Genomic DNA, 23,761 nt, shown 5'->3' with positions numbered 1-23,761 from the left:
CGAGCAGGCTCACTCCTACAGTTGACCGGTTTCCTTCAGTTGGAAAGCAATCACCTGTGGGAGCTGGCCTGCCAGCGAAGGGGCCGGCACAGACGGCAAAGTTTTCAGCCAGTTCCTAAAATCCGGGCAGAGCTGACCACCGTCGCGTACTCCCCGTGCAAATTCCCCAGCGACATCCCGTGCACCTCTTCAGCCGTGCGCAACGTGCCGAAATAGTCGGCCTTGTCGAAGGTGAAGCACGCATCCTCTGCCACCCATGTATCAAACCCCAGATTGCCCGCCGAGCGCGCCGTTGACTCAACCGAGTTATTGGTCGCCACACCGACAATGATCAACTGCCCGATCCCCGTCTCTCGCAACCGCGCCTCCAATCCAGTGGCACAAAACGCGTCCGGCACCTGTTTCTGAATCAGCCATTCACCGGCCTGCGGCAAAAACCTTGGCTGAAATTCCACCCCGTCCTGCTCAGGCCAGAACACCGAGTCCGGCTCACGCGACAGATGCTGCACATGAATCACCGGCCGCCCGCTACGCCGCCAAAACCCCAGCAGATCCAGAATCCGGTCCTCAGCCAAAGGATTATTCCTTCGCCCCAAACGCGGCTGCAGGATGCCTTTTTGCTGGTCGATGATGATCAGTGCGGCATTGGCCTGAAGTTCCATGGCGATTTTTCTCACAGTGGGTCGTTGAGTTTCGCAGTTGAGCATCGCCGATTCCTGTTGAGCAAGCGATCCAATGCATTCGCGAAGACCTGACCCCGGGCGTCGTGAACTCAAGAAATAACTCTCTCGCCCGCTTGCGCGGCCACCTCCTGCTCACTAACGTAGCGGCTTTATTGCGCCCCCAGCCTCTACACCCCCGCAGGAGCTTTGCCATGGCCTCGCCAGCCCTCACACATTTTCTTCCCCGGTTCGGCGTTGCCGCAGCAGTGGCCGGTGTTTTGGGCCTGTCCGGTTGCCAGACCTGGAACGCTCAGGACACCCTCCCGCCGACCTCCGGCGTGCAACCGCTCAAGGGCCTGGCGCAGAACGTGTCGGTACGCCGCAATGCCATGGGCATGCCGCTGATCGAGAGCAACACCTTCCACGACGCGCTGTTCAGCCTCGGCTACGTCCACGCCAGTGATCGCATCAATCAGATGGTGACCTTGCGCCTGTTGGCGCAGGGCCGTCTGGCGGAGATGTCCGGCGCCTCGATGCTCGACGCCGACCGCTACATGCGCGCGGTGAACCTGAAGAAAAGTGCTGGCGAGCTCTATAAAGCCTCGTCGCCACGCCTCAAGCGTTTCTTCGAAGTCTATGCGCGGGGCGTCAACGCCTACCTGTTCCGCTACGCCGACAAGCTCCCGGGTGACCTCGCCTCCAGCGGTTACAAGCCGGAATACTGGAAACCGGAAGATTCAGCGCTGATTTTCGCCCTGCTGAACTTCAGCCAGTCGGCCAACCTGCCGGAAGAGATTTCCTCGCTCGTGCTCGCGCAAACCGTGACCAGCGACAAGCTCGCCTGGCTGACACCGTCCGCACCTGATGAGAACCTGCCGCTGGCCGAGGCCGACAAACTGCAAGGGCTCAAGCTCAACGGGCAGATCCCGGGTCTGAGTGAACTGAGCAACGCCAGCCAGCAACTGTCGGCGCTGAACCTGCTGGGCACCACGTCTTCGAACAACTGGGCGATCGCCCCGCAACGCAGCCGCAGCGGCAAGAGCCTGCTGGCCAGCGATGCCCATGGCCCGCTGGCCGCGCCGTCGCTGTGGAGCTTCGTGCAAATCCGCGCACCGAAATATCAGGCCGCCGGCGTCACCGTGGCCGGCCTACCGCTGGTCCTTGGTGGTTTCAACGGCAAAGTCGCGTGGAGCATGACCAGCGTGCTCGGCGACAACCAGGATCTGTTCCTGGAAAAAATCCGCCGTCAGGGCAGCAGCCTGACCTATGAGGTCAACGGCAAATGGCAGCCGCTGGGCGTGCGCAACGAAACTTACTTCGTCAAAGGCCAGCGGCCGATTCGTGAAGCGGTGTATGAAACCCGTCACGGCGCCTTGCTCAACAGCGCTCAAGCGGCCGCGCAAGGCAGCGGTTTCGGCCTGGCCTTGCAGACCCCGAGCTTTATCGATGACAAATCGCTGGATGCATTTTTCGATCTGACCCGCGCACAAACCGTCGAGCGCGCCTCGGACGCCAGCCGCGAGATCCGCGCCATCGCCCTGAATCTGGTGTTCGCCGACGCGAGCAACATCGGCTGGCAGGTAACCGGCCGTTTCCCGAATCGCCGCGAAGGCGAAGGCTTGTTGCCGTCGCCGGGCTGGGAAGGTCGTTACGACTGGGACGGTTACGCCGACCCGATGCTGCACCCGTACGATCAGGACCCGGCGCAAGGCTGGCTTGGCACCGCCAACCAGCGGGTGATTCCTCACGGTTACGGCATGCAACTGTCGAACTCCTGGGCGGCGCCGGAACGTGGCGAGCGCTTGGCGGAGCTGGCCGCCAGCGCCAGGCACGACAGCCGCAGCGTGATCGCCATGCAGTACGACCAGACCACCACCTTCGCCGCCAAGCTGAAAAAAGTCTTCGAAGCGCCGGGCATGAAACAACCGCTGAAACAGGCGATCGATGCCCTGCCCGAAACGGATCGCAGCAAGGCCCGCGAGGCGTTCACACGGTTGCTGGCGTTCGACGGCAAGCTCAGCCCGACCTCGGCGGACGCGGCGATTTACGAACTGTTCCTGCAAGAAAGCATGAAACAGATCTTCCTCGACGAACTCGGCCCGCAATCCGGCCCGGCGTGGAAAGCGTTTATCGCCAATGGTGATTTGTCCTACGCCGCGCAGGCTGACCATTTGTTGGGACGCGAGGACAGTCCGTTCTGGGACGATCTGCGCACGCCACAAAAAGAAGACAAAGCGCAGATTCTCGCGCGCAGCCTCGCCGCAGCGATCAGCGCGGGCGACAGCCAATTGGGCGGCGATCATCGCGCCTGGCAGTGGGGCAAACTGCACAGCTATGCCTGGAAGAACAGCAATGGACAGACCGTTCGCGGGCCTCTGGCGGCCGGTGGCGATCACACTACGTTGAACACGTCGGCGTTCGCCTGGGGTGAGGATTTCATCACAACGCGTGCGCCGTCGATGCGTTTCATCGTCGACTTTGGCCAGGCCGAACCGCTGATGGGCCAGAACGGTACCGGGCAATCGGGTAATCCGCTGAGTCCGAATTACCTCAATGGCATCGATGCGTGGCTGAAGGGGCAATACATCGGTTTGCCGATGCAGCCGCAGAACTTTGATCGGGTGTATGGCAAGACCCGCCTGACACTGACTCCCGGCAAATAAGCTGAACATCAAAAGCCCCTCACCCTAACCCTCTCCCAGAGGGAGAGGGTTAGGGTGAGGGGGGGGTGCTGCAGGTTTACATCGACCTGAAAGTGCTGTGCCGAATCCGGAGTTAGCTCGGTTTGTGTTGTCACCCAATCCATAATCGACTCGGTATTTCAGGTCGGCGTAACTCTCCCTGCCCCCTCGGTCGGCCCCCTCTCCCTCCGGGAGAGGGCTGGGGTGAGGGTCGCCCCTCAAAGTCGATAGAACTTCCAGACTCGCGCCAGCCTCATAGCTAACAAGCCCCCCATTTCTGGTAACGACATGGACCTTGTTATCGCCCGCCCCGAGGGTTTGTACTGCCCTGCGGGAGATTTCTACATTGATCCGTGGCGCCCCGTCGAGCGCTCGGTGATTACCCACGCCCATGGCGATCATGCCCGCACCGGCAACCAGCATTACCTGGCCAGCAGCGCCAGCGAAGGGATTCTGCGCGCGCGTCTGGGTCAGGACATCAACCTGCAAACCCTCGCCTACGGCCAGCGCCTGACGCACCACGGTGTCACCCTGAGTTTTCACCCGGCCGGCCATGTGCTCGGTTCGGCGCAGGTGCGTCTGGAATACGGCGGCGAAGTCTGGGTCGCGTCCGGCGACTACAAGATTGAACCGGACGGCACCTGCGCCCCGTTCGAACCGGTGCGTTGCCACACCTTCATCACCGAATCGACCTTCGGCCTGCCGATCTATCGCTGGCAGCCCCAGGCCCAGGTGTTCAGCGAGATCAATCAGTGGTGGGCGGCGAACATCGCGGCCGGCAAGGCCAGCGTGCTGTTCTGTTACTCGTTCGGCAAGGCCCAGCGGATTCTCCACGGTATCGATGAAACCCTCGGTCCGATCCTCAGCCACGGTGCGGTCGAGCCGCTGAACCGGGTCTACCGCGAAGCCGGCGTGTATTTGCCGCCAACGATCTACGCCGGAGACGTGAAAAAAAGCGACCCGATCATGCGCCAGGCTCTGGTCATCGCCCCGCCGTCGGCCGGAGGCAGCAGCTGGATGCGCCGTTTTGGCGAGTTCAGCGACGCATTTGCCAGCGGCTGGATGCGGTTGCGTGGCACCCGACGGCGGCGTGGCGTCGATCGCGGTTTCGTGCTCTCCGATCACGCCGATTGGCCCGGCCTGTTGTGGGCCATCGAGCAGACCGGCGCCGAACGCGTCATGGTCACTCACGGCTCGATCGGCGTGCTGGTGCGGCATCTGCGCGAGCAGGGTCTGGATGCCCAGGGTTTCAACACCGAATACGGCGATGACGAAGAAGAAAACCTCGCCACCGAACCGACCATCGCCGAGACGCCAGCATGAAAGCATTCGCCGAGTTGTACGCTGAACTCGACGCCACTACGTCGAGCAACGCCAAACTGGCGGCGATGCAGGCTTACTTCGCCAAGGCCGAACCGCATGACGCGGCATGGGCGGTGTACTTTCTGTCCGGTGGCCGGCCCCGGCAACTGGTGCCGGTGAGAATCCTGCGCGAACTCGCCGTCGAGATCTCTGGCCTGGAACCGTGGTTGTTCGAGGAAAGTTATCAAGCGGTCGGCGACCTCGCGGAAACCATTTCGCTGGTACTCGCGGAAAACCCGCACAGATCTGACGCTGGTCTCGCCGAGTGGATCGAAGACAAACTGCTGCCGTTGCGCGGTGAATCCCCGGAATACCTGAACCGACAACTGCCCGTCCTGTGGGCGCAGCTGGATCGATCGAGCCTGATGCTGTGCATCAAACTGATCACCGGCAGTTTCCGTGTCGGCGTGTCGAAATTATTGGTTACCCGGGCACTGGCCTCTATGGCCGGGCTGGACAGCAAACGCGTGGCACAGCGTCTGGTCGGCTACACCGATCTGTCCAACCGGCCGAGCGCCGCCAGTTACCTGAAACTGATCGCCCCCGAGTCCGCCGATGAACATGCACAGCGCGGCGGTCAGCCCTACCCGTTCTTCCTCGCCCATGCCTTGTCGCAACCGGTGGAAGAATTTGAAGCGCTGATCGGCCCGGCCAGTGATTGGCAGATTGAATGGAAATGGGATGGCATCCGCGCCCAAGTGGTCAAGCGCGAAGGCCGGCTGTGGATCTGGTCGCGGGGCGAAGAGCTGGTGACCGAGCGTTTTCCCGAACTGGAGGTGCTGGTGCACGGTTTGCCTGATGGCACGGTGATCGACGGCGAAATCGTCGTGTGGAAAAGCACGCATCCGCGCACCGAAGACGCGTTTGATCCGCAATCGACCGAACCTCCGGCGGTGCAGCCCTTCGCCCTGCTGCAACAACGCATCGGCCGCAAAACCCTCGACAAGAAAATCCTCGAAGACGTGCCAGTGGTGGTGCTCGCCTACGACTTGCTCGAATGGCAGGGCGAAGACTGGCGCAACCAGCCGCAAGCCAGACGCCGCACGCAACTGGAAGACGTCATCGCCCGCTGTAACAGCCCGGTACTTTTACCCTCGCCGGTGCTGACCGGCAGCGACTGGTTCGACCTCGCCCGCCAGCGCGAAGCCTCACGGCGCCTGGGTGTCGAGGGCATGATGCTCAAGGCGCGGGACTCGCTATACGGCGTCGGCCGCACCAAAGACATGGGCGTGTGGTGGAAGTGGAAAGTCGACCCGTTCAGTGTCGATGCGGTGCTGATTTACGCGCAACGCGGTCACGGTCGCCGGGCCAGTCTGTACAGCGATTACACCTTTGCCGTATGGGACGGTCCGCCCGAATCCAGCCAGCGTTCGCTGGTGCCGTTCGCCAAGGCTTATTCGGGGCTGACGGACGAGGAGATGCGCCAGGTCGACAGCATCGTGCGCAAGACCACCGTGGAAAAGTTCGGCCCGGTGAGCAGCGTGAAACCGAGCCTGGTGTTCGAACTCGGCTTCGAAGGTATCGCCCTCTCCCGCCGACACAAGAGCGGGATCGCGGTGCGTTTTCCACGGATGTTGCGCTGGCGGCAGGACAAGACCGTGGATGAGGCCGATAGCCTTGCCACATTGCAGGATCTTCTGGCCTGACCCCGATTTCCGCGACATTGATCGTTCCCACGCCGCGCGTGGGCGCGAACAGCCACAAAACAGTGCACGCTTTTCGCGATGCCCATTTCCGGGCATTCAATCGCCCTCGCCCCTCCCCGCCCAACCTTTTAAAACACTTGTTCGGGACTCTGGTTCGGAAATTGCTACTTTCTATAGGTCGTACGCGTTCCAGTAACAATAATTCTGCGCCACAAGCGCTCATATTGGTTCTTAGGGATTGAATAATGAAAAAAGCATTGCTGACCCTTTCTGCACTGGCGTTGTGCATGGCCGCCGGCTCCGCGCTGGCCAAGGAATACAAAGAGCTGCGCTTTGGCGTTGACCCTTCGTACGCACCGTTCGAGTCGAAAGCGGCCGACGGCAGCCTGGTGGGCTTCGATATCGACCTGGGCAACGCGATCTGCGCCGAACTGAAGGTCAAGTGCAAGTGGGTCGAAAGTGACTTCGACGGCATGATTCCGGGCCTCAAGGCCAACAAATTCGACGGCGTGATCTCGTCGATGACCGTGACCCCGGCCCGCGAGAAAGTCATCGATTTCTCCAGCGAGCTGTTCTCCGGCCCGACTGCTTATGTGTTCAAAAAAGGTTCCGGCATCACCGCAGACGTCACGTCTTTGAAGGGCAAAACCGTCGGCTACGAGCAAGGCACGATTCAGGAAGCCTACGCCAAAGCCGTGCTGGACAAGGCCGGCGTGAAAACCCAGGCCTATCAGAACCAGGATCAGGTGTACTCCGACCTGACTTCCGGCCGTCTCGACGCCGGTATCCAGGACATGCTGCAAGCCGAACTGGGCTTTTTGAAGTCGCCACAGGGCGCTGACTATGACGTCAGCAAGCCAGTCGACAGCGAATTGCTGCCAGCCAAGACCGCTGTCGGTATTAAGAAAGGTAACACTGAGCTGAAAGCGCTTTTAGATAAAGGTATCAAAGCGTTACACGACGACGGCAAATATGCCGAGATTCAAAAGAAACACTTTGGCGATCTGAATCTGTACAGCGGCAAATAATGCCCCGGCGCCCATCACTCGATGGGCGCCTTTTCCATCCGCTCAGGTTGCTGATTTATGTTCGAAAACCTCTTACAAAATCTGGGGCTCTCCGCCTTCAGCCTCAAGGGTTTTGGCCCGTTGCTGTTGGAAGGCACCTGGATGACCATCAAATTATCGGCCTTGTCGCTGCTGGTGGCCGTGCTGCTCGGTCTGCTGGGCGCCAGTGCCAAGCTGTCAAAAGTCAAACTGGTGCGCCTGCCCGCGCAGCTCTACACCACGCTGATTCGCGGCGTGCCGGATCTGGTGCTGATGCTGCTGATCTTCTACAGCCTGCAAACCTGGCTGACGTCCCTGACCGATTACCTGGAATGGGAATACATCGAAATCGACCCGTTCAGCGCCGGGGTGCTGACCCTCGGCTTCATCTATGGCGCGTATTTCACTGAAACCTTCCGTGGCGCGATCCTCGCCGTGCCGCGCGGTCAGGTCGAAGCCGCCACCGCGTATGGCCTCAAACGCGGCCAGCGCTTTCGCTTCGTGGTGTTTCCGCAAATGATGCGCTTCGCCCTGCCCGGCATCGGTAACAACTGGATGGTGATGCTCAAGGCCACTGCGCTGGTGTCGATCATCGGCCTGGCCGACCTGGTCAAAGCTGCGCAGGACGCCGGTAAAAGCACTTATCAACTGTTTTACTTTCTGGTCCTCGCCGCGTTGATCTACCTGCTGATCACCAGTGCCTCGAACTTCATTCTGCGTTGGCTTGAACGTCGCTACGCCGCCGGTGCCCGGGAGGCCGTACGATGATCGAACTCCTGCAGGAATACTGGCGCGCCTTCCTTTATACCGACGGCCAGAACATCACTGGGCTGGCGATGACGATGTGGCTGCTCAGCGCCTCGATCTTCTTTGGTTTCCTTGTATCGATCCCGTTGTCGATCGCGCGGGTTTCGCCGCACTTCTACATTCGCTGGCCGGTGCAGTTCTACACCTACCTGTTCCGTGGCACGCCGTTGTATATCCAGTTGCTGATCTGCTACACCGGGATTTACAGCCTGGCCGCCGTGCGGGCGCAGCCGCTGCTCGACAGTTTCTTTCGCGATGCGATGAACTGCACAATCCTCGCCTTCGCCCTGAACACCTGCGCCTACACCACGGAGATTTTCGCCGGGGCGATTCGCAGCATGAACCACGGCGAAGTCGAAGCGGCCAAGGCCTACGGCCTGACTGGCTGGAAGTTGTATGCCTACGTGATCATGCCATCGGCGCTGCGCCGTTCGTTGCCGTATTACAGCAACGAGGTGATTCTGATGCTGCACTCGACCACCGTGGCCTTCACCGCGACCATCCCCGACATCCTGAAAGTTGCGCGGGACGCCAACTCGGCGACCTTCCTGACCTTTCAGTCGTTCGGCATCGCCGCGCTGATCTACTTGACCATTACTTTTGCGCTGGTCGGCCTGTTCCGCCTTGCCGAACGCCGATGGCTGGCCTTCCTCGGGCCGACTCACTAGGCCCCGCTCGGGAATAAAGAGATAAAAAATGCGCCACCTGATTCATGACTTGCTGGCCCCGCTGCCGGGGACCGCACGACAGATCCACAGTTTTCACTTTGGCCCGGAGCAGGCCAAAGGCAAGGTCTACATCCAGTCCTCGCTGCATGCCGATGAACTGCCCGGCATGCTCGTCGCCTGGCACCTCAAGCAGCGTCTGGCCGAGCTGGAAGCCGCCGGGCGCCTGCGCAGCCAAATCGTGCTGGTGCCGGTGGCCAACCCGGTCGGCCTCGAACAAGTGCTGATGGACGTGCCGCTGGGCCGCTACGAACTCGAGAGCGGGCAAAATTTCAACCGCTGGTTCGTCGACCTCAGCGAGGAAATCGGCAACGCCATCGAGGGCAAGCTGAACGACGATCCGCAGCACAACCTCGAACTGATCCGCACGCATCTGCGCAACGCCCTCGCCCGCCAAACCGCCAGCACGCAACTGCAATCCCAGCGCCTGACCCTGCAACGGCTGGCCTGCGATGCGGACATGGTGCTGGACTTGCACTGCGATTTCGAGTCGGTGGTGCACCTCTACACCACGCCCGAAGCGTGGCCGCAGGTCGAACCGTTGGCACGCTATATCGAAGCCCAGGCGAGCCTGCTGGCCACCGACTCCGGCGGTCAGTCGTTTGACGAATGCTTCACCCTGCTGTGGTGGCAATTGAAAGAGCGCTTCGGCGAACACTTCGAGATTCCGCTGGGCAGTTTCTCGGTGACCGTCGAGTTGCGCGGCCAGGGCGACGTTACTCATCCGCTGGCCAGCCGCGACTGCCAGGCGCTGATCGATTATCTGATCCAATCCGATGCGATCGTCGGCGAGACCAAACCGCAACCACCGTTGCCGTTCCCTGCCACGCCGCTGGCCGGTGTGGAACCGGTGACCACCCCGGTCGGCGGCCTGCTGGTGTACACCGCCACCGCGGGGCAATACCTCGAAGCCGGGCAACAGATCGCGGAAATCATTGACCCGATCCACGACCGGGTCACCCCTATTCATTGCACTAGCGCCGGCGTGATGTACGCCCGTTCGCTACGACGCATGGCCACTGCCGGCATGGTCATCGCCCACGTCGCGGGCGCTGAAGCCTATCGCAGCGGTTACCTACTTTCGCCTTGAGGATGTCTGTCCCATGTACAAACTGACCGTTGAAGGCCTGCATAAAAGCTATGGCGACCATCAGGTGCTCAAAGGGGTTTCGCTCAAGGCCAAGACCGGCGACGTGATCAGCCTGATCGGCGCCAGCGGCTCGGGCAAAAGCACCTTTTTGCGCTGCATCAACTTTCTCGAACAACCCAACGATGGCGCCATGAGCCTTGATGGCCAGGCGATCCGCATGGTTACCGACCGCCACGGCATGCACGTTGCCGACGCCGATGAACTGCAGCGCCTGCGCACGCGGCTGGCGATGGTGTTCCAGCATTTCAACCTGTGGAGCCACATGACCGTGCTGGAAAATATCACCATGGCCCCGCGCCGAGTGCTGGGTTGCAGCAAACAGGAAGCCGACGACCGTGCGCGGCGCTATCTGGACAAGGTCGGCTTGCCGGCGCGGGTGGCGGATCAATACCCGGCGTTTCTTTCTGGCGGTCAGCAACAGCGCGTGGCGATTGCCCGGGCGCTGGCGATGGAGCCGGAGGTGATGCTGTTCGATGAACCGACCTCGGCGCTCGATCCGGAATTGGTCGGGGAAGTGTTGAAGGTGATTCAGGGGCTGGCCGAAGAAGGCCGGACCATGATTATGGTGACCCACGAAATGAGTTTCGCCCGCAAGGTTTCCAGCCAGGTGCTGTTTCTGCATCAGGGGTTGGTGGAAGAAGAAGGCGCCCCCGAAGAAGTGCTCGGCAACCCGAAAAGCGAACGCCTCAAGCAATTCCTCAGCGGCAACCTGAAATAACGCCGTACACAATCCCCCTGTGGGAGCGGGCTTGCTCGCGAAAGCGGTGTTTCAGTTCACCATTATTGGCTGACACAACACCTTCGCGAGCAAGCCCGCTCCCACAAAAAGCACACCGTGCCAGCTTGAAAAATCAAACTTGTCGACCTGCCGCATGGTCACTGGAAGAACACCTCCAGAGCGCGCGCAGCCCGCATGGCGAAATCCTCCGACCTCGCAAAAATCTGGTTCAGCGCCCGCGGCTGGAAGCCGTTCGCCTTTCAGAAACAGGTCTGGGCAGCCGTCAAGAACGGCGAATCCGGTCTGCTTCATGCCAGCACCGGCGCTGGTAAAACCTATGCAGTGTGGTTCGCCGCGCTCAATCGCTTTGCCAAACCCGCCGCCGTCGTTGAAAGCCCACGCAAGCGCAAACCACCGGCCGAACCGCTGACCGTGCTGTGGATCACGCCCATGCGCGCCCTCGCCGCCGATACCGCACGCGCCCTGCAAACGCCAGTCGATGATCTACAGATCCCGTGGAGCATCGGCCTGCGCACCGGCGACACCAGCAACAGCGAGCGCGCCCGGCAGAGCCGACGCCTGCCGACCACACTGATCACCACCCCGGAAAGCCTGACCCTGTTGCTCGCTCGTGCCGATGCGCAGGTGGCGCTGGCGAGCCTGCGCATGATCGTCGTCGATGAATGGCACGAACTGCTGGGCAACAAGCGCGGCGTGCAACTGCAACTGGCCCTGGCCCGCCTGCGGCATTGGCAATCGGAGCTGATCGTCTGGGGCGTGTCGGCCACCCTCGGTAATCAATCCCACGCCGAACAAGTGCTGATCCCACGGGGCGGCGGCATAAGCATTCAGGGGCAAAGCGAAAAAACGCTGAAGGTCGACACCCTCCTCCCACCGGCCATCGAGCGTTTTCCATGGGCTGGACACATCGGTCTGAAGATGTTGCCGCAGGTGGTTGCTGAACTGGATGCCTGCGCCAGCACTTTGGTATTCACCAATACTCGGGCGCAGTCGGAAATCTGGTATCAGGCATTGCTGGAAGCACGGCCGGACTGGGCCGGGTTGATCGCTTTGCATCACAGCTCACTGTCTCGCGATACCCGTGACTGGGTGGAACAGGCCTTGAAGGACGGACATTTAAAAGCCGTGGTTTGCACTTCGAGTCTGGATCTGGGTGTGGATTTCCTGCCGGTCGAGCGAGTGCTGCAAATCGGCTCGGCCAAAGGCGTCGCGCGTCTGATGCAACGCGCCGGGCGCTCGGGCCATGCACCGGGACGCACATCGCGGGTGACTCTGGTGCCGACTCACAGCCTTGAGCTGATTGAAGCCGCTGCCGCCCGTGATGCCGTGGAGCAACGACGCATCGAACCACGCCAGTCACCGCACAAACCGCTGGATGTGCTGGTGCAGCATTTGGTCAGCATGGCGTTGGGTGGAGGATTTTTACCCGATGAGTTGTACGAAGAAGTCCGCGGCGCCTGGGCCTATCGCGACCTGACACTCGCCGATTGGAGCTGGGCGCTGGCTTTCGTACGTCATGGCGGGATGTCTCTGACAGCCTATCCGGATTACCGTCGCGTCGAGCCGGACGAGCAAGGCGTCTGGCGGGTGCCGGATGCACGCCTGGCGCGGCGCCATCGCATGAGCATCGGCACCATCGTCAGCGACGCGAGCATCCATCTGAAATTCTGGAGCAAGGGCGGTGGTGGCAAGCAATTGGGCAGCGTCGAGGAAGGATTTATCGCGCGGCTCAAACCCGGTGACGGTTTTCTCTTCGCCGGCCGTTTGCTGGAGTTGGTGCGGGTGGAAAACATGACCGCTTATGTCAAACGCAGCACCGCGAAAAAAGCCGCCGTGCCGCGCTGGAACGGCGGGCGAATGCCCCTATCCAATGAACTCGCCACCGCCGTCGTCAGTCGTTTCAGCGCGGCCGCGCAGGGTGAGTTTGTCGGGCCGGAAATGCAGGCACTGCGGCCGTTACTGGAAACGCAGCTGCGTTGGTCTGGCTTGCCCACCGCCGAAAACCTCTTGGCCGAAGTGCTGAAATCCCGCGAAGGCTGGCACCTGTTCCTCTACCCGTTTGCCGGGCGCCAGGTGCATCTGGGGCTGGCGAGCCTGCTGGCCTGGCGTGTCAGCCAGCGCCAGCCCGTGACCTTCTCGATTGCGGTGAATGATTACGGCCTGGAATTGCTCAGCGCTACGCCCGTCGATTGGACCGAGTATTTGAATGCACAACTGTTCAATGCCGATCACCTGTTGAAGGATGTGCTGGCCAGCCTCAACGCGGGTGAATTGGCGCTGCGGCGCTTCCGTGAAATTGCCCGGATTGCCGGTCTGGTCTTCGCCGGTTACCCCGGTGCGCCGAAAAGCACCCGGCAGGTACAGGCATCCAGCGGTCTGTTCTTCGAAGTGTTCAAACAATACGACGCCGACAACCTGTTGCTGGCCCAGGCCGGGGAAGAAGTCTTACGAGAAGAGTTGGATATTCAACGTCTGGAACAGACACTGGAACACATCAATCGGATGAAACTCGACGTGCATCAGATAAAACGTCCTACACCACTGGGGTTTCCACTGCTGGTGGAACGCATGCGCGAAAGCATGAGCTCTGAGAAACTGGCTGACCGCATCAGACGGATGGTCGGCGATCTGGAGAAATCCGCCGACACAGGCAAATCCCGATGAGCGCGCCGTATCCTGTGCGGCTCGCGGGTGAAGACCTCTGGTTGCTGCCGGAAAAGGCGCTGTACTGGCCGGCACAACAGGCCTTGCTGATTGCCGATGTGCACTTCGGCAAAGCTGCCGCTTATCGCAGCCTCGGTCAACCGGTCCCACAAGGAACCACGGCGAGCAATATCGCGGTGATTGATCGACTGCTGGCGAAACTGCCCTGCCGGCAGCTGATATTCCTCGGTGATTTTCTGCATGGGCCCGGCTCGCATGCCGTAGGGACTTTGCGGGAACTGGCCGAATGGCGTGCGCGTCACGCTGATCTGCCGATGACACTGATCCGTGGCAACCACGACAAACGGGCGGGCGATCCGCCTGAATCGCTGAATATCCGCGTCGTGCCCGAACCGCTGCTGATCGGACCATTCGCCTTGCAACATGAACCGGATCCGCACCCTGAAAGACATGTGCTGGCCGGTCATGTGCATCCTGTCTACCGGCTGCATGGCAAGGGTCGACAAAGCTTGCGTCTGGCGTGTTTCAGGCTCAGCGAACGCATCAGTCTGCTGCCGGCTTTCGGCGCCTTCACCGGTGGATATCCGGTCGAGAGGGAGGAAACCTGCAGGATTTTCGTCATCGGCGACAACGAAATATGGCCAGTCAGCTGAAGTCTTTGCAGACCTCAGCTGACTGGCCATTCATTTCAACGTCAATCAGGCGACCGGTGCCGGTGGCGGCTCGTCCGGAAGGGTCGGCTCGCCCGGCTCGGTGGGTTGTTCGTTGGGGGTATCGGGATCGGGCTGTCCGGGAATTCCGCCGGCCATGCTCAGTGGCGGATGCGCCAACAAGGACCAGGCCAATACGCCAATCTGATTGGGCTCGAGCCTTGCCAGTTCGGCAGTGATTTGCGGATCGATCTTCATAGGGCACTCCTCGGCGAAGGCCCGTTTTGCCGAAAGCAAAAACGGGCAGTACACCCCATAGAGTGTCTGCCCGCCAAAGAATTCCCGCGATCTGTCGGATGGACGGATCAGGTGCGCGGCAAGGTCACGCCACGCTGGCCCTGATACTTGCCGCCGCGATCCTTGTAGGAAACTTCGCATTGCTCGTCGGATTCAAGGAACAGCATCTGTGCCACGCCTTCGTTGGCATAGATCTTCGCCGGCAGGTTAGTGGTGTTGGAGAACTCCAGCGTCACGTGACCTTCCCACTCCGGCTCGAGCGGGGTGACGTTAACGATGATGCCGCAACGCGCGTAGGTGCTTTTACCCAGGCAGATGGTCAGCACGTTGCGCGGAATGCGGAAATATTCGACGGTGCTGGCCAGAGCGAAGGAGTTCGGCGGGATGATGCAGACGTCGCTGTGGACGTCGACGAAGCTGCCCGGGTCGAAATTTTTCGGGTCGACGATGGACGAGTTGATGTTGGTGAACACCTTGAAGTGGTTGGTGCAACGCACATCGTAGCCGTAGCTCGACACACCGTAGGAGATCACCCGGCTGTCATCGCTGCCGCGCACCTGACGCTCGACGAACGGCTCGATCATGCCCTGTTCCTGCGCCATGCGGCGAATCCACTTGTCCGATTTGATGCTCATGGCGGGTGTCCTGAATAGCGAGGTGGAAAAATTCTGTCCGGCATCTTACCGGGCGCGCCGCCGGGTTCAAAGTGCAGGGTGCAATTCTCGGCGAACACGCAGGAAATACCGGCTCTGACGACGAACAGTCACACCGCCGATCCCGAAAACACAGAAACCTTCGCAAGAAGCATTGGCACGTTCCGGAAAAAGGGTTAAGGTGGCGCCACTGTGCTGCTTGTGTCACTGAGAATCTCTACACGATATGTTGAATTTCGATCCAACCATCTACAAGAATTTTTCCTGCTCTTTGCACTCAGTCTCGGCCAGGGTTCTTCCTGCGTCGCAGTTATCTTTGTTCAAGGAGTTACACCATGTCTAATCGCCAAACCGGTACCGTTAAGTGGTTCAACGATGAAAAAGGCTTCGGCTTCATCACTCCACAATCCGGTGACGACCTGTTCGTTCACTTCAAAGCTATCCAATCCGACGGCTTCAAAAGCCTGAAAGAAGGCCAACAGGTTTCTTTCATCGCTACCCGCGGTCAGAAAGGCATGCAAGCTGAAGAAGTACAAGTTATCTAACTTGTAGCTTCTTTAGAAAAGAGCCCCGCCCTTAAAAGCGGGGCTTTTTTGTGGGCGTCTGTTTTGTACAGGCAAAAAAAATCGCAGCCTGCGAGGGCTGCGATTTTTTCTGGATGCCTTACCAGGCCACGCCAAACCCGGCGGTATAACGGGTCTTGTTCAGATCCGCATCGTTGGTGCCGCTGATAATGTCGCGCTCGGCCTTGAGATTGAGCGAGGCCCAATCCGTGACCTTGTAGCGCAACCCCAATTCGGCATCCAGCGCGTAATCGGCAACACCGGACAGCGGCTTGCCCACTTCACCATTGGTGAAGAACTCGACCTTCTTGCCAATCAGGTAACGGTTGTAATCCCACTTCATGGCGACAGAGTAGAAGTTGTCCTTGCTGCCATCGCGGTATTCATAGTCGGTGCGGTTAAGCAGCGAGCCCAGCGAGAATGCGCCCAGCTCATCATCCCAGAACTGGTAGCCAGGACCGGTACCGACCACGCGCTGACGCGCCAGCTCTTCGATGTGATCGCGCTTGTAATTCAGACGACCCTGCCAGAACCATTTATCAGTCAGGAAGCGGTCGAGTGCGTATTCAGCACGCCAGTTGTTGGTGGTGGTTTCAGCGTCCTGCACTTCACGGTTGTATTCGCCTTCGGCGGTATGACGCCAGCGACCATGACGTGCCGTGGTCTTGAAGCCGACATCGTAATCATCGGTATCTTTCTCGGCGCGCTGATAGTCCAGCGCCAGGTCGACATTGCCCTTCCAGACCAGATCCTCGACCACCGGTTTCGGTTTGAGAATCTGCTGAATGCTCGCCAGCTCGACGGTTTTCGGCGCCTCACCATTGGCCAGGGTGACCTTGCCGTCTTCAGCAGCCGTCAGCGATTTGGACACTTCACCGGTGTAGGCATCCTGCTTGACCAGCAAGTGCTGATCGCTGTCCAGCGTCTTGACCTCTTTCCAGTCAATGGTGACTGCACCGGCGTATTTGGTCTGGATCAACAGCTTGCCGCCATCGAACACGGTGATGGTGCCGCTCAACTTGTCACCGTTCTTCAACCAGACGGTGTCAGCAAGCAGGGGCGTAGACGCACTGAAAACAGCAAGGCACAGCAAGGATCTGGACAACATAAGCGAATCGAAGGCTCAAGTTTGCGAAAAAGATCGGCATTATCCGTAGGAATAAGACCCTGACAAGGACTGACCGGACGATTTCCGATGAGTTCATTTCTCAATTGCGCGATCACGAATTACTCTGAACGCCATCAAACTGTTCAGGCTCAGGAACCGCGTACGTGACAGACCCGCTCGATAGTGTTGAAAACGATGCGCAAATCCGACGCACGGCGCTCTACTCAACGCTTGCCCAGGTGCCGGAAGGCAAAGTCGTCAGCTATGGTCAACTGGCTGAGCTGGCCGGGTTGGGGCGCGCCGCCCGCTGGGTTGGCCGCACCTTGAGTCAGTTGCCCGGCGATACAAAACTGCCGTGGCACCGTGTACTGGGCGCCGGCGGTCGGATCAGCTTGCCGGCGGGCAGCCCCTCGGGCGATGAACAACGGGCCCGATTGCGCATGGAAGGCATCACCGTCCGGAATAATCGTGTGGATATTCAGCGCCATGGCTGGCGTCCGGTAGAGCACAGCGGTTAGAGTGCGCGCTTTGTTTTCGCAATCTTGAGGCAGACTTCAGCCCATGCCCCGTAAAACCTGGCGCGCCGCGCTAGCCGCTTATGCCAGTCCTTCGACGCTCGTGCTGTTGTTGCTCGGTTTCGCCGCCGGCCTGCCGTACATGCTGGTGTTTTCTACGCTTTCCGTCTGGCTGCGTGAAGCTGGTGTTGCCCGTGAAACCATCGGCTACGCCAGCCTGATCGGCCTCGCCTACGCGTTCAAATGGGTCTGGTCACCGCTGCTCGACCAATGGCGCCTGCCGTTGCTGGGCAAGCTCGGCCGTCGCCGTTCGTGGCTGGTGCTCTCGCAAGCGCTGGTGATCCTTGGCCTGATCGGCATGGGCTTCTGTGATCCGCAGAAGCATCTGTCCTGGCTGATCGCGATTGCCGTCGTCGTCGCCTTCGCTTCCGCCACCCAGGATATCGCGGTGGATGCCTATCGCCTGGAAATCGCCGAAGACAACCGCCAGGCCGCCCTCGCCGCCAGTTATATGTCCGGGTATCGCGTAGCGGCGCTGCTGGCCACCGCTGGCGCACTGTTCTTTGCTGAGGGCTTCGGATCTACCGGGTTCAACTACAAGCATTCGGCCTGGGCCGGCACGTACGCGCTGTTCGGCGCATTGATGATTCCCGCGCTACTGACCACGCTGTTCATGCGCGAGCCGCCGGTGCCATTGCGCACGCAACTGCAGGCCGGGCGCTACACCTTCATGCATCAACTGATGTCGGTGTTTGTGCTAATCGTGTTGCTGGTCTCGGTACCGGCGATGTTCACCCAGCTCTACAACACCGATTTCGCCAGCGTGCTGTTCGGTGACATGAGCCCGCTCGACCTGCTGCTCGAAGACCGCGCTTTCCTGCGCGCCATTCTCTATACGCTGCTCACCGGCCTGTGCCTGTCGACCATGGGCCGTCGCGGCCTCGCACCAGTGCTGACGCCGGTCAACGACTTCATTCTGCGCTATCGCTGGCAAGCGCTGCTGTTGCTTGGGCTGATCGCCACCTATCGGATGTCGGACACGGTGATGGGCGTCATGGCCAACGTGTTCTACATCGACCAGGGTTTTACCAAGGATCAGATTGCCAGTGTCAGCAAGATCTTCGGTCTGATCATGACGCTGGTCGGCGCCGGCATGGGCGGCCTGCTGATCGTGCGCTTCGGCATCCTGCCGATTCTGTTCATCGGCGGCGCGGCCTCCGCAGCCACCAACCTGCTGTTCGTCATGCTTGCGGACATGGGCCCGAACCTGCAGATGCTGGTGGTGACCATTTCCCTCGACAACTTCAGCTCGGGCCTGGCGACGTCGGCGTTCGTGGCCTACCTGTCGAGCCTGACCAACCTGAAGTTCTCGGCCACGCAATACGCGCTGCTCAGCTCGATCATGCTGCTGTTGCCGCGCCTGATGGGCGGCTATTCCGGCGTCCTGGTGGAGAAGTTCGGTTACCACAGCTTCTTCCTGATCACCGCCCTGCTCGGTGTGCCGACGCTGCTGCTGATCGCCCTGCACTGGTTCCAGGAAAGCCGCCGCGAAGGCCCGACACCAAAGCCCGAGCCTATACCGACACCGGTCACAGAAGAATCGTAAGACGTTTCGCCAACGGCGGGAGGAATCCTGCTGTTGGAACCCACCACCGGCCGCACGCCTGTACGTCAGCAAAACTCGCCGGTACACTGCTCCGTCATTTCCAGTCATAGCAACCGACAACGGCCAACCATGCGCACCAGTCAATTTTTGCTCGCCACACAGAAAGAAACGCCTTCCGACGCGGTCGTGATCAGCCACCAGCTGATGCTGCGCGCCGGCATGATCCGCAAACTCGCCTCGGGCCTGTACACCTGGCTGCCCATGGGTCTGCGAGTCATGCGCAAGGTTGAAGCCATCGTTCGCGAAGAGATGAACGCTGCCGGCTCTCTGGAAGTGTTGATGCCGAGCACCCAACCGGCCGAGCTGTGGCAGGAATCGGGGCGCTGGGAAGAATACGGCCCTGAGCTGCTGCGCATCAAAGACCGCCACGGTCGCGACTTCTGCGCGGGTCCGACCCACGAAGAAGTGATCACCGATCTGATGCGCAACGAGTTGAGCAGCTACAAGCAGCTGCCAATCAACCTGTACCAGATCCAGACCAAATTCCGTGACGAAATCCGTCCACGCTTCGGTTTGATGCGCGGTCGCGAGTTCATCATGAAGGACTCATACTCCTTCCACGCTGATCAGGCGTCGCTGCAGATCACCTATGACCGCATGCATGAAGCCTACTGCAAGATCTTCACGCGTCTGGGCCTGAAATTCCGTGCGGTAGAAGCCGACAACGGTTCGATCGGTGGTGCCGGTTCCCACGAATTCCACGTACTGGCCGAGTCCGGCGAAGACGATATCGTCTTCAGCAACGGTTCCGACTACGCGGCGAACATCGAAAAAGCCGAAGCGGTGCCACGCGAAACTTCGCGCCCTGCTCCGACCGAAGAGCTGCGTCTGGTCGATACGCCAGACACCAAAACCATCGCGGCGCTGGTGGAAAAATTCAATCTGCCGATTGAAAAGACCATCAAGACCCTGATCGTGCGCGCCGAAGAAGAAGGCAAGCTGATCGCGCTGGTCATCCGTGGCGATCACGAACTCAACGAAATCAAGGCTGCCCAGCAATCTGGCGTCGCCAGTCCGCTGGTCATGGCCACCGATGCCGAACTGCGTGACGCCATCGGCGCCGGCGCCGGTTCGCTCGGCCCGCTGAACCTGCCGCTGCCAATCATCATCGACCGCTCGGTCGAGCTGATGAGCGACTTCGGTATCGGCGCGAACATCGATGACAAGCACTACTTCGGCGTGAACTGGGAGCGTGACCTGCCGGTTCCGACCGTGGCCGACCTGCGTAACGTAGTCGCCGGTGACCCAAGCCCGGATTGCAAAGGCACCCTGGAAATCAAGCGCGGCATCGAAGTCGGACATATCTTCCAGCTGGGCAACAAGTACAGCAAGGCGATGAAGTGCGAAGTGCTGGGCGAGAACGGCAAGCCGGTGACCCTGGAAATGGGTTGCTACGGCATCGGCGTATCCCGCGTGGTGGCTGCGGCCATCGAGCAGAACAACGACGAAAACGGCATCATCTGGAGCGACACGCTGGCGCCGTTCCAGATCGCTCTGGTACCGCTGCGTTATGAAACCGAGCAGGTGCGCGAAGCCACCGACAAGCTGTACGCCGAACTGACGGCCGCCGGCTTCGAAGTGCTGTTGGACGATCGCGACAAGAAAACCAGCCCGGGCATCAAGTTCGCGGACATGGAGCTGATCGGCATTCCGCACCGGATCGTGGTCAGCGACCGCGGCCTCGCCGAAGGCAACCTGGAATACAAGAGCCGTACCGAGCCCGAAGCGCAAGCGCTGCCGGTCGCCGATGTGGTGTCCTTCCTTCAGGCCCGTATCCGCCGCTGAAAGCAGATAGAGACATCATGTTCAAGCGAAACACCTTAGGCCTCGGTGGCGCCGCCCTGTGCGGCGCCCTGCTGGTCAGCGGCTGTGCCAATCACATGTCACAACGCAGCGAGCACGAAGAGCGGGTCGAGCGAAAGTTGCTCGACCATCGCCTGCAGATCGATGTCGGTGAGCCTAAGGAGCTTGAGCTGCCGCAACGACGCGTGAAGATCAACGAGCAGAAGACCTTCGAAGTCACCGAATTCGAAGTAACGCGTCGCTACGATCGCTATACGCCTTACCAGCCTTGGCGGGAGGTCTACGAGATCCCGCTGGGGGCGGTGGCCGTGGTCGGTGGCGTCGGCGCCAACGTGGTCAATGTGTTCGCCCTCGGCAACCTGCCGGACAGCGTCACCAAGGACTGGCTGAGCTATGGTTTTGCCGGACTCAACCCGTTCATGAACGTGCAGTCCAACGGTCGCGCACAACAGAACCTGGCCGGCATCGATGAAGTCCAGCGCGACAAGCGCACGGAGTATTCGAGCCTGCCGTGGAGCGAGCGTCCGGTACAGGTCAAGGCTGGCAAACAGACCTTCGACATGACCACCGATCGTAATGGCGTGCTGCGCCTGAATCTGCTCGACAGTCCGTTTGCCGAAAATGACCTCAATCACATCGGCAAACTGCAGATCAGCGTCGAAGACGCCAAAGATGACGTGCACTCTGATTCATCGCTGATGATCAGCAGTCATCTGCGTGGCAAGTTGCTCGAAGCCCACGGGCTGATTTACGACGATCTGGAAGACGACGAAGTGAGCCAGTGGGTACACCGGGTCAAACGTTTGTCGGAACTGGGTCTGGAAGAAGAAGCCAGCGAGCTGGAACAAAGCCTGATCGAACTGACGCGCAACGATCCTGAGTTGCAGACCGAATTTCTCAAGTCGCTGACCAAGGATGCCGGGCGCCTGGTGGCGGATCCGGGACCGAATTAAAAGTCAAAAGCAAAAAGCTTCGCGAGCAAGCCCGCTCCCACATTGGTTTTGTGTACGACACAGATCCAATGTGGGAGCGGGCTTGCTCGCGAAGACGTCCTGACAGACAACGCAAAACTACCGCTCAAACAACTCCATCTGCTCAAACCCGCCGCGCAAATCCTCAAGCCTCACCCCAACCCCCAGCAACCGCACCGGTTTCCCACCGCGATTGAACGCCTGCGTCAGCAGCAGCTGATAACTGCCCAGGTCCCGCCCCGCCCCGGCCTGCTCCAGCGTGGTCTGGGTAAAGTCATGAAACTTCACTTTGACGAACGGCTTACCCGGTCGATAACTGCTATCGATCCGCGCCATACGGGTTTTCAGGGTTTCCAGCAGCTCGGGCAGCTTATCCAGGCAACTGCGCAAGTCCGGCAGATCAGCGTCGTAGGTGTTTTCCACACTGATTGACTGGCGCCGACTGTCGTTATGCACCAGCCGATCGTCGATCCCGCGGGCGAGATTCCACAATCGCTCGCCGAAACTGCCGAATTCACGTACCAGCGCCAGCCTGCCCCACTCACGCAAGTGCTGACAGTCGACGATACCGAGTTTGCCGAGCTTGTCGGCGGTGACCTTGCCAACGCCGTGCAGCTTGCTTACGGGCAGACCACTGACGAAATCCTCGACTTGATCCGGAGTGATCACGAACAAGCCGTTGGGCTTCTTCCAGTCGCTGGCGATTTTCGCCAGAAATTTGTTCGGCGCCACCCCGGCAGAAACGGTGATATGCAATTGATTGGAGACTCGACGACGGATGTCCTGGGCAATGCGTGTGGCGCTGCCACCGAAATGGGCGCTGTCCGATACATCCAGATAGGCCTCATCCAGCGACAGTGGCTCGATAAGGTCAGTGTAATCGGCAAAGATCGTGTGAATTTCTTTGGAGGCTTCGCGATAGGCATCCATGCGTGGCTTGACGATGGTCAGGTCCGGGCACAACTTCAAAGCATGCCCCGACGCCATGGCTGAACGCACGCCATACGCCCGCGCTTCATAATTGCAGGTGGCGATCACCCCGCGCCGGTCTGCCGAACCGCCCACCGCCAGCGGCTTGCCGGCCAGACGCGGGTCATCGCGCATTTCGATGGCGGCGTAGAAACAATCGCAGTCGATGTGGATGATTTTTCGCTGAGTCATGTCAGAAAAAAAAACGTGGCGAGCCGGATGGGCAGTATCTCACTGACACCTGTATATAGCACCAGTGGTATGAAGGTTCTTTCCAGACGGTAGGAAATGTCTTTTGAATTTATTTTATCAATCGACGGGCGGCCACCAATAGAGCTGAAAGCCTTGCCCCGCCTGCCCCGCAGCCGGAAAAACCTCCGACGAAAAGCGCTAACCGATTGAACCTCAACAGATTTTATCCAGATTTCGGGTTGACACCTCAGCGTTCCTCTGTAGAATGCCGACACACAGACGCGGGATGGAGCAGTCTGGTAGCTCGTCGGGCTCATAACCCGAAGGTCGTCGGTTCAAATCCGGCTCCCGCAACCAAACATCAAAAAAGGCTACTCGAAAGAGTGGCCTTTTTTGTGCGCGCCTGTTTTTCAGGTTTACCCGCCCGCGAGGGCGACCCGCCAAACAGGAATTCGTTACGTTTCTGAAAGTTAGCGCTCTGCCTGCGACCGTTTGACGCGATTGCACACTTATTTAAGCCTTTACGGGATTAGCGGTTGACACCTCGCCGTTCGCCTGTAGAATGCCGCCACACAGACGCGGGATGGAGCAGTCTGGTAGCTCGTCGGGCTCATAACCCGAAGGTCGTCGGTTCAAATCCGGCTCCCGCAACCAAACATCAAAAAAGGCTACTCGAAAGAGTGGCCTTTTTTGTATCTGTTGAAAAAGTCCTTTCGCAACAATGATCTGTCACTGTGCAGTGAACCGCTTGGGATCTTCAGAAGCACTCACTTGCGACTATGCTTGAGTCGCAGGCAAGGCCTCTGCAATCCAGGAACTGCCCTCGCCGATACCCGGTGAGAGGCGTAGTATTTTGTGATTATTTTTTTCTACAGGGATTGGTAACTTGGCT

The 23,761-nt window shown here is 59.8% G+C and carries 20 protein-coding genes and 2 tRNA genes; 17 read left to right on the top strand and 5 right to left on the bottom strand.

The genetic code is table 11. The features are described from left to right. Window positions 1–104 precede the first annotated feature (104 nt). Window positions 105–662, bottom strand: coding sequence for a cysteine hydrolase family protein (locus ACM6IV_RS18300; protein ID WP_414871260.1), 558 nt, complete (start codon window positions 660–662; stop codon window positions 105–107). Window positions 663–874: 212 nt separating this feature from the next. On the opposite strand from ACM6IV_RS18300, the gene ACM6IV_RS18295 reads away from it, so the two are divergent. From ACM6IV_RS18295 to pdeM, 10 genes are all read left to right on the top strand, one after another. Beyond that, window positions 875–3,325, top strand: coding sequence for a penicillin acylase family protein (locus tag ACM6IV_RS18295; protein WP_414871061.1), 2,451 nt, complete (start codon window positions 875–877; stop codon window positions 3,323–3,325). Window positions 3,326–3,631: 306 nt separating this feature from the next. Next, on the top strand, window positions 3,632–4,666 hold the full coding sequence (locus tag ACM6IV_RS18290) for a ligase-associated DNA damage response exonuclease (protein WP_414871060.1): 1,035 nt from the start codon (window positions 3,632–3,634) through the stop codon (window positions 4,664–4,666). Beyond that, complete coding sequence (locus tag ACM6IV_RS18285; RefSeq protein WP_414871059.1) at window positions 4,663–6,351, top strand: ATP-dependent DNA ligase; 1,689 nt, start codon at window positions 4,663–4,665, stop codon at window positions 6,349–6,351. Before ACM6IV_RS18290 ends, ACM6IV_RS18285 begins: the two co-directional genes overlap by 4 nt. Window positions 6,352–6,596: 245 nt before the next feature. After that, window positions 6,597–7,379 (top strand): transporter substrate-binding domain-containing protein, encoded by a 783-nt coding sequence (locus ACM6IV_RS18280; protein WP_414871058.1) that lies wholly within the window; start codon window positions 6,597–6,599, stop codon window positions 7,377–7,379. A gap of 57 nt (window positions 7,380–7,436) precedes the next feature. Further along, a complete protein-coding gene (locus ACM6IV_RS18275; protein ID WP_007918609.1) occupies window positions 7,437–8,165 on the top strand; it encodes an ABC transporter permease in 729 nt (242 codons plus the stop codon). Further along, window positions 8,162–8,872: an ABC transporter permease gene (locus ACM6IV_RS18270; RefSeq protein WP_007918610.1), complete on the top strand. Its 711-nt coding sequence runs from the start codon at window positions 8,162–8,164 to the stop codon at window positions 8,870–8,872. The genes ACM6IV_RS18275 and ACM6IV_RS18270 overlap by 4 nt, the downstream gene beginning before the upstream one ends. 28 nt (window positions 8,873–8,900) lie before the next feature. Beyond that, a complete protein-coding gene (locus tag ACM6IV_RS18265) occupies window positions 8,901–10,019 on the top strand; it encodes a succinylglutamate desuccinylase/aspartoacylase family protein (protein ID WP_414871057.1) in 1,119 nt (372 codons plus the stop codon). Window positions 10,020–10,032: 13 nt separating this feature from the next. Continuing rightward, window positions 10,033–10,797 carry an ABC transporter ATP-binding protein gene (locus ACM6IV_RS18260; protein ID WP_007918612.1) on the top strand — a complete coding sequence of 255 codons (765 nt, stop codon included), beginning with the start codon at window positions 10,033–10,035 and terminating at the stop codon, window positions 10,795–10,797. A gap of 195 nt (window positions 10,798–10,992) precedes the next feature. Further along, entirely contained in the window at window positions 10,993–13,482 is a 2,490-nt protein-coding gene (locus ACM6IV_RS18255; protein ID WP_414871056.1) for a ligase-associated DNA damage response DEXH box helicase, read from the top strand. Then, window positions 13,479–14,135, top strand: coding sequence for a ligase-associated DNA damage response endonuclease PdeM (gene pdeM / locus ACM6IV_RS18250; RefSeq protein ID WP_414871055.1), 657 nt, complete (start codon window positions 13,479–13,481; stop codon window positions 14,133–14,135). Before ACM6IV_RS18255 ends, pdeM begins: the two co-directional genes overlap by 4 nt. A 45-nt stretch (window positions 14,136–14,180) precedes the next feature. On the opposite strand, the gene ACM6IV_RS18245 is transcribed toward pdeM, so the two are convergent. Further along, the gene (locus tag ACM6IV_RS18245) at window positions 14,181–14,390 is read right to left on the bottom strand and encodes a hypothetical protein (protein ID WP_007918615.1); all 210 of its coding nucleotides are present in this window, start codon (window positions 14,388–14,390) and stop codon (window positions 14,181–14,183) included. A 107-nt stretch (window positions 14,391–14,497) separates the two neighbouring features. Then, window positions 14,498–15,064 (bottom strand): dCTP deaminase, encoded by a 567-nt coding sequence (dcd, locus tag ACM6IV_RS18240; RefSeq protein ID WP_122600782.1) that lies wholly within the window; start codon window positions 15,062–15,064, stop codon window positions 14,498–14,500. 353 nt (window positions 15,065–15,417) lie between these two features. Here dcd and ACM6IV_RS18235 point away from each other — a divergent pair, with 353 nt between their 5' ends. Further along, window positions 15,418–15,627: a cold-shock protein gene (locus tag ACM6IV_RS18235; RefSeq protein ID WP_002554837.1), complete on the top strand. Its 210-nt coding sequence runs from the start codon at window positions 15,418–15,420 to the stop codon at window positions 15,625–15,627. Window positions 15,628–15,745: 118 nt separating this feature from the next. Here the strand turns inward: ACM6IV_RS18235 and ACM6IV_RS18230 are convergent, their stop codons facing one another. Continuing rightward, a complete protein-coding gene (locus tag ACM6IV_RS18230) occupies window positions 15,746–16,753 on the bottom strand; it encodes a DUF481 domain-containing protein (protein ID WP_414871054.1) in 1,008 nt (335 codons plus the stop codon). 164 nt (window positions 16,754–16,917) lie between these two features. On the opposite strand from ACM6IV_RS18230, the gene ACM6IV_RS18225 reads away from it, so the two are divergent. The 4 genes from ACM6IV_RS18225 to ACM6IV_RS18210 all read left to right on the top strand — a co-directional run bounded on the left by ACM6IV_RS18225 (window position 16,918) and on the right by ACM6IV_RS18210 (window position 21,690). After that, window positions 16,918–17,271 carry an MGMT family protein gene (locus ACM6IV_RS18225; RefSeq protein WP_414871053.1) on the top strand — a complete coding sequence of 118 codons (354 nt, stop codon included), beginning with the start codon at window positions 16,918–16,920 and terminating at the stop codon, window positions 17,269–17,271. A 43-nt stretch (window positions 17,272–17,314) separates the two neighbouring features. Further along, window positions 17,315–18,874 carry an AmpG family muropeptide MFS transporter gene (locus ACM6IV_RS18220; protein WP_414871052.1) on the top strand — a complete coding sequence of 520 codons (1,560 nt, stop codon included), beginning with the start codon at window positions 17,315–17,317 and terminating at the stop codon, window positions 18,872–18,874. 129 nt (window positions 18,875–19,003) lie between these two features. Further along, window positions 19,004–20,719, top strand: a complete 1,716-nt coding sequence (locus ACM6IV_RS18215; RefSeq protein WP_414871051.1) for a proline--tRNA ligase — start codon at window positions 19,004–19,006, stop codon at window positions 20,717–20,719. A gap of 17 nt (window positions 20,720–20,736) precedes the next feature. Then, complete coding sequence (locus ACM6IV_RS18210) at window positions 20,737–21,690, top strand: hypothetical protein (RefSeq protein ID WP_414871050.1); 954 nt, start codon at window positions 20,737–20,739, stop codon at window positions 21,688–21,690. A gap of 117 nt (window positions 21,691–21,807) precedes the next feature. Here the strand turns inward: ACM6IV_RS18210 and dinB are convergent, their stop codons facing one another. Beyond that, window positions 21,808–22,869 carry a DNA polymerase IV gene (gene dinB, locus ACM6IV_RS18205; RefSeq protein ID WP_414871049.1) on the bottom strand — a complete coding sequence of 354 codons (1,062 nt, stop codon included), beginning with the start codon at window positions 22,867–22,869 and terminating at the stop codon, window positions 21,808–21,810. Between the two features lie 280 nt (window positions 22,870–23,149). On the opposite strand from dinB, the gene ACM6IV_RS18200 reads away from it, so the two are divergent. Then, a tRNA-Met gene (locus ACM6IV_RS18200) sits at window positions 23,150–23,226 on the top strand. Window positions 23,227–23,446: 220 nt separating this feature from the next. After that, window positions 23,447–23,523 (top strand) — tRNA-Met (locus ACM6IV_RS18195). The last annotated feature ends 238 nt before the right edge of the window (window positions 23,524–23,761 follow it).

Origin of the sequence: Pseudomonas sp. IT-347P, assembly GCF_949768005.1 — a bacterium.
Lineage (GTDB): Bacteria > Pseudomonadota > Gammaproteobacteria > Pseudomonadales > Pseudomonadaceae > Aquipseudomonas.
The sequence above is the reverse complement of the archived record's forward strand: the minus strand, read 5'-3'. Positions and strand labels throughout refer to the sequence as shown.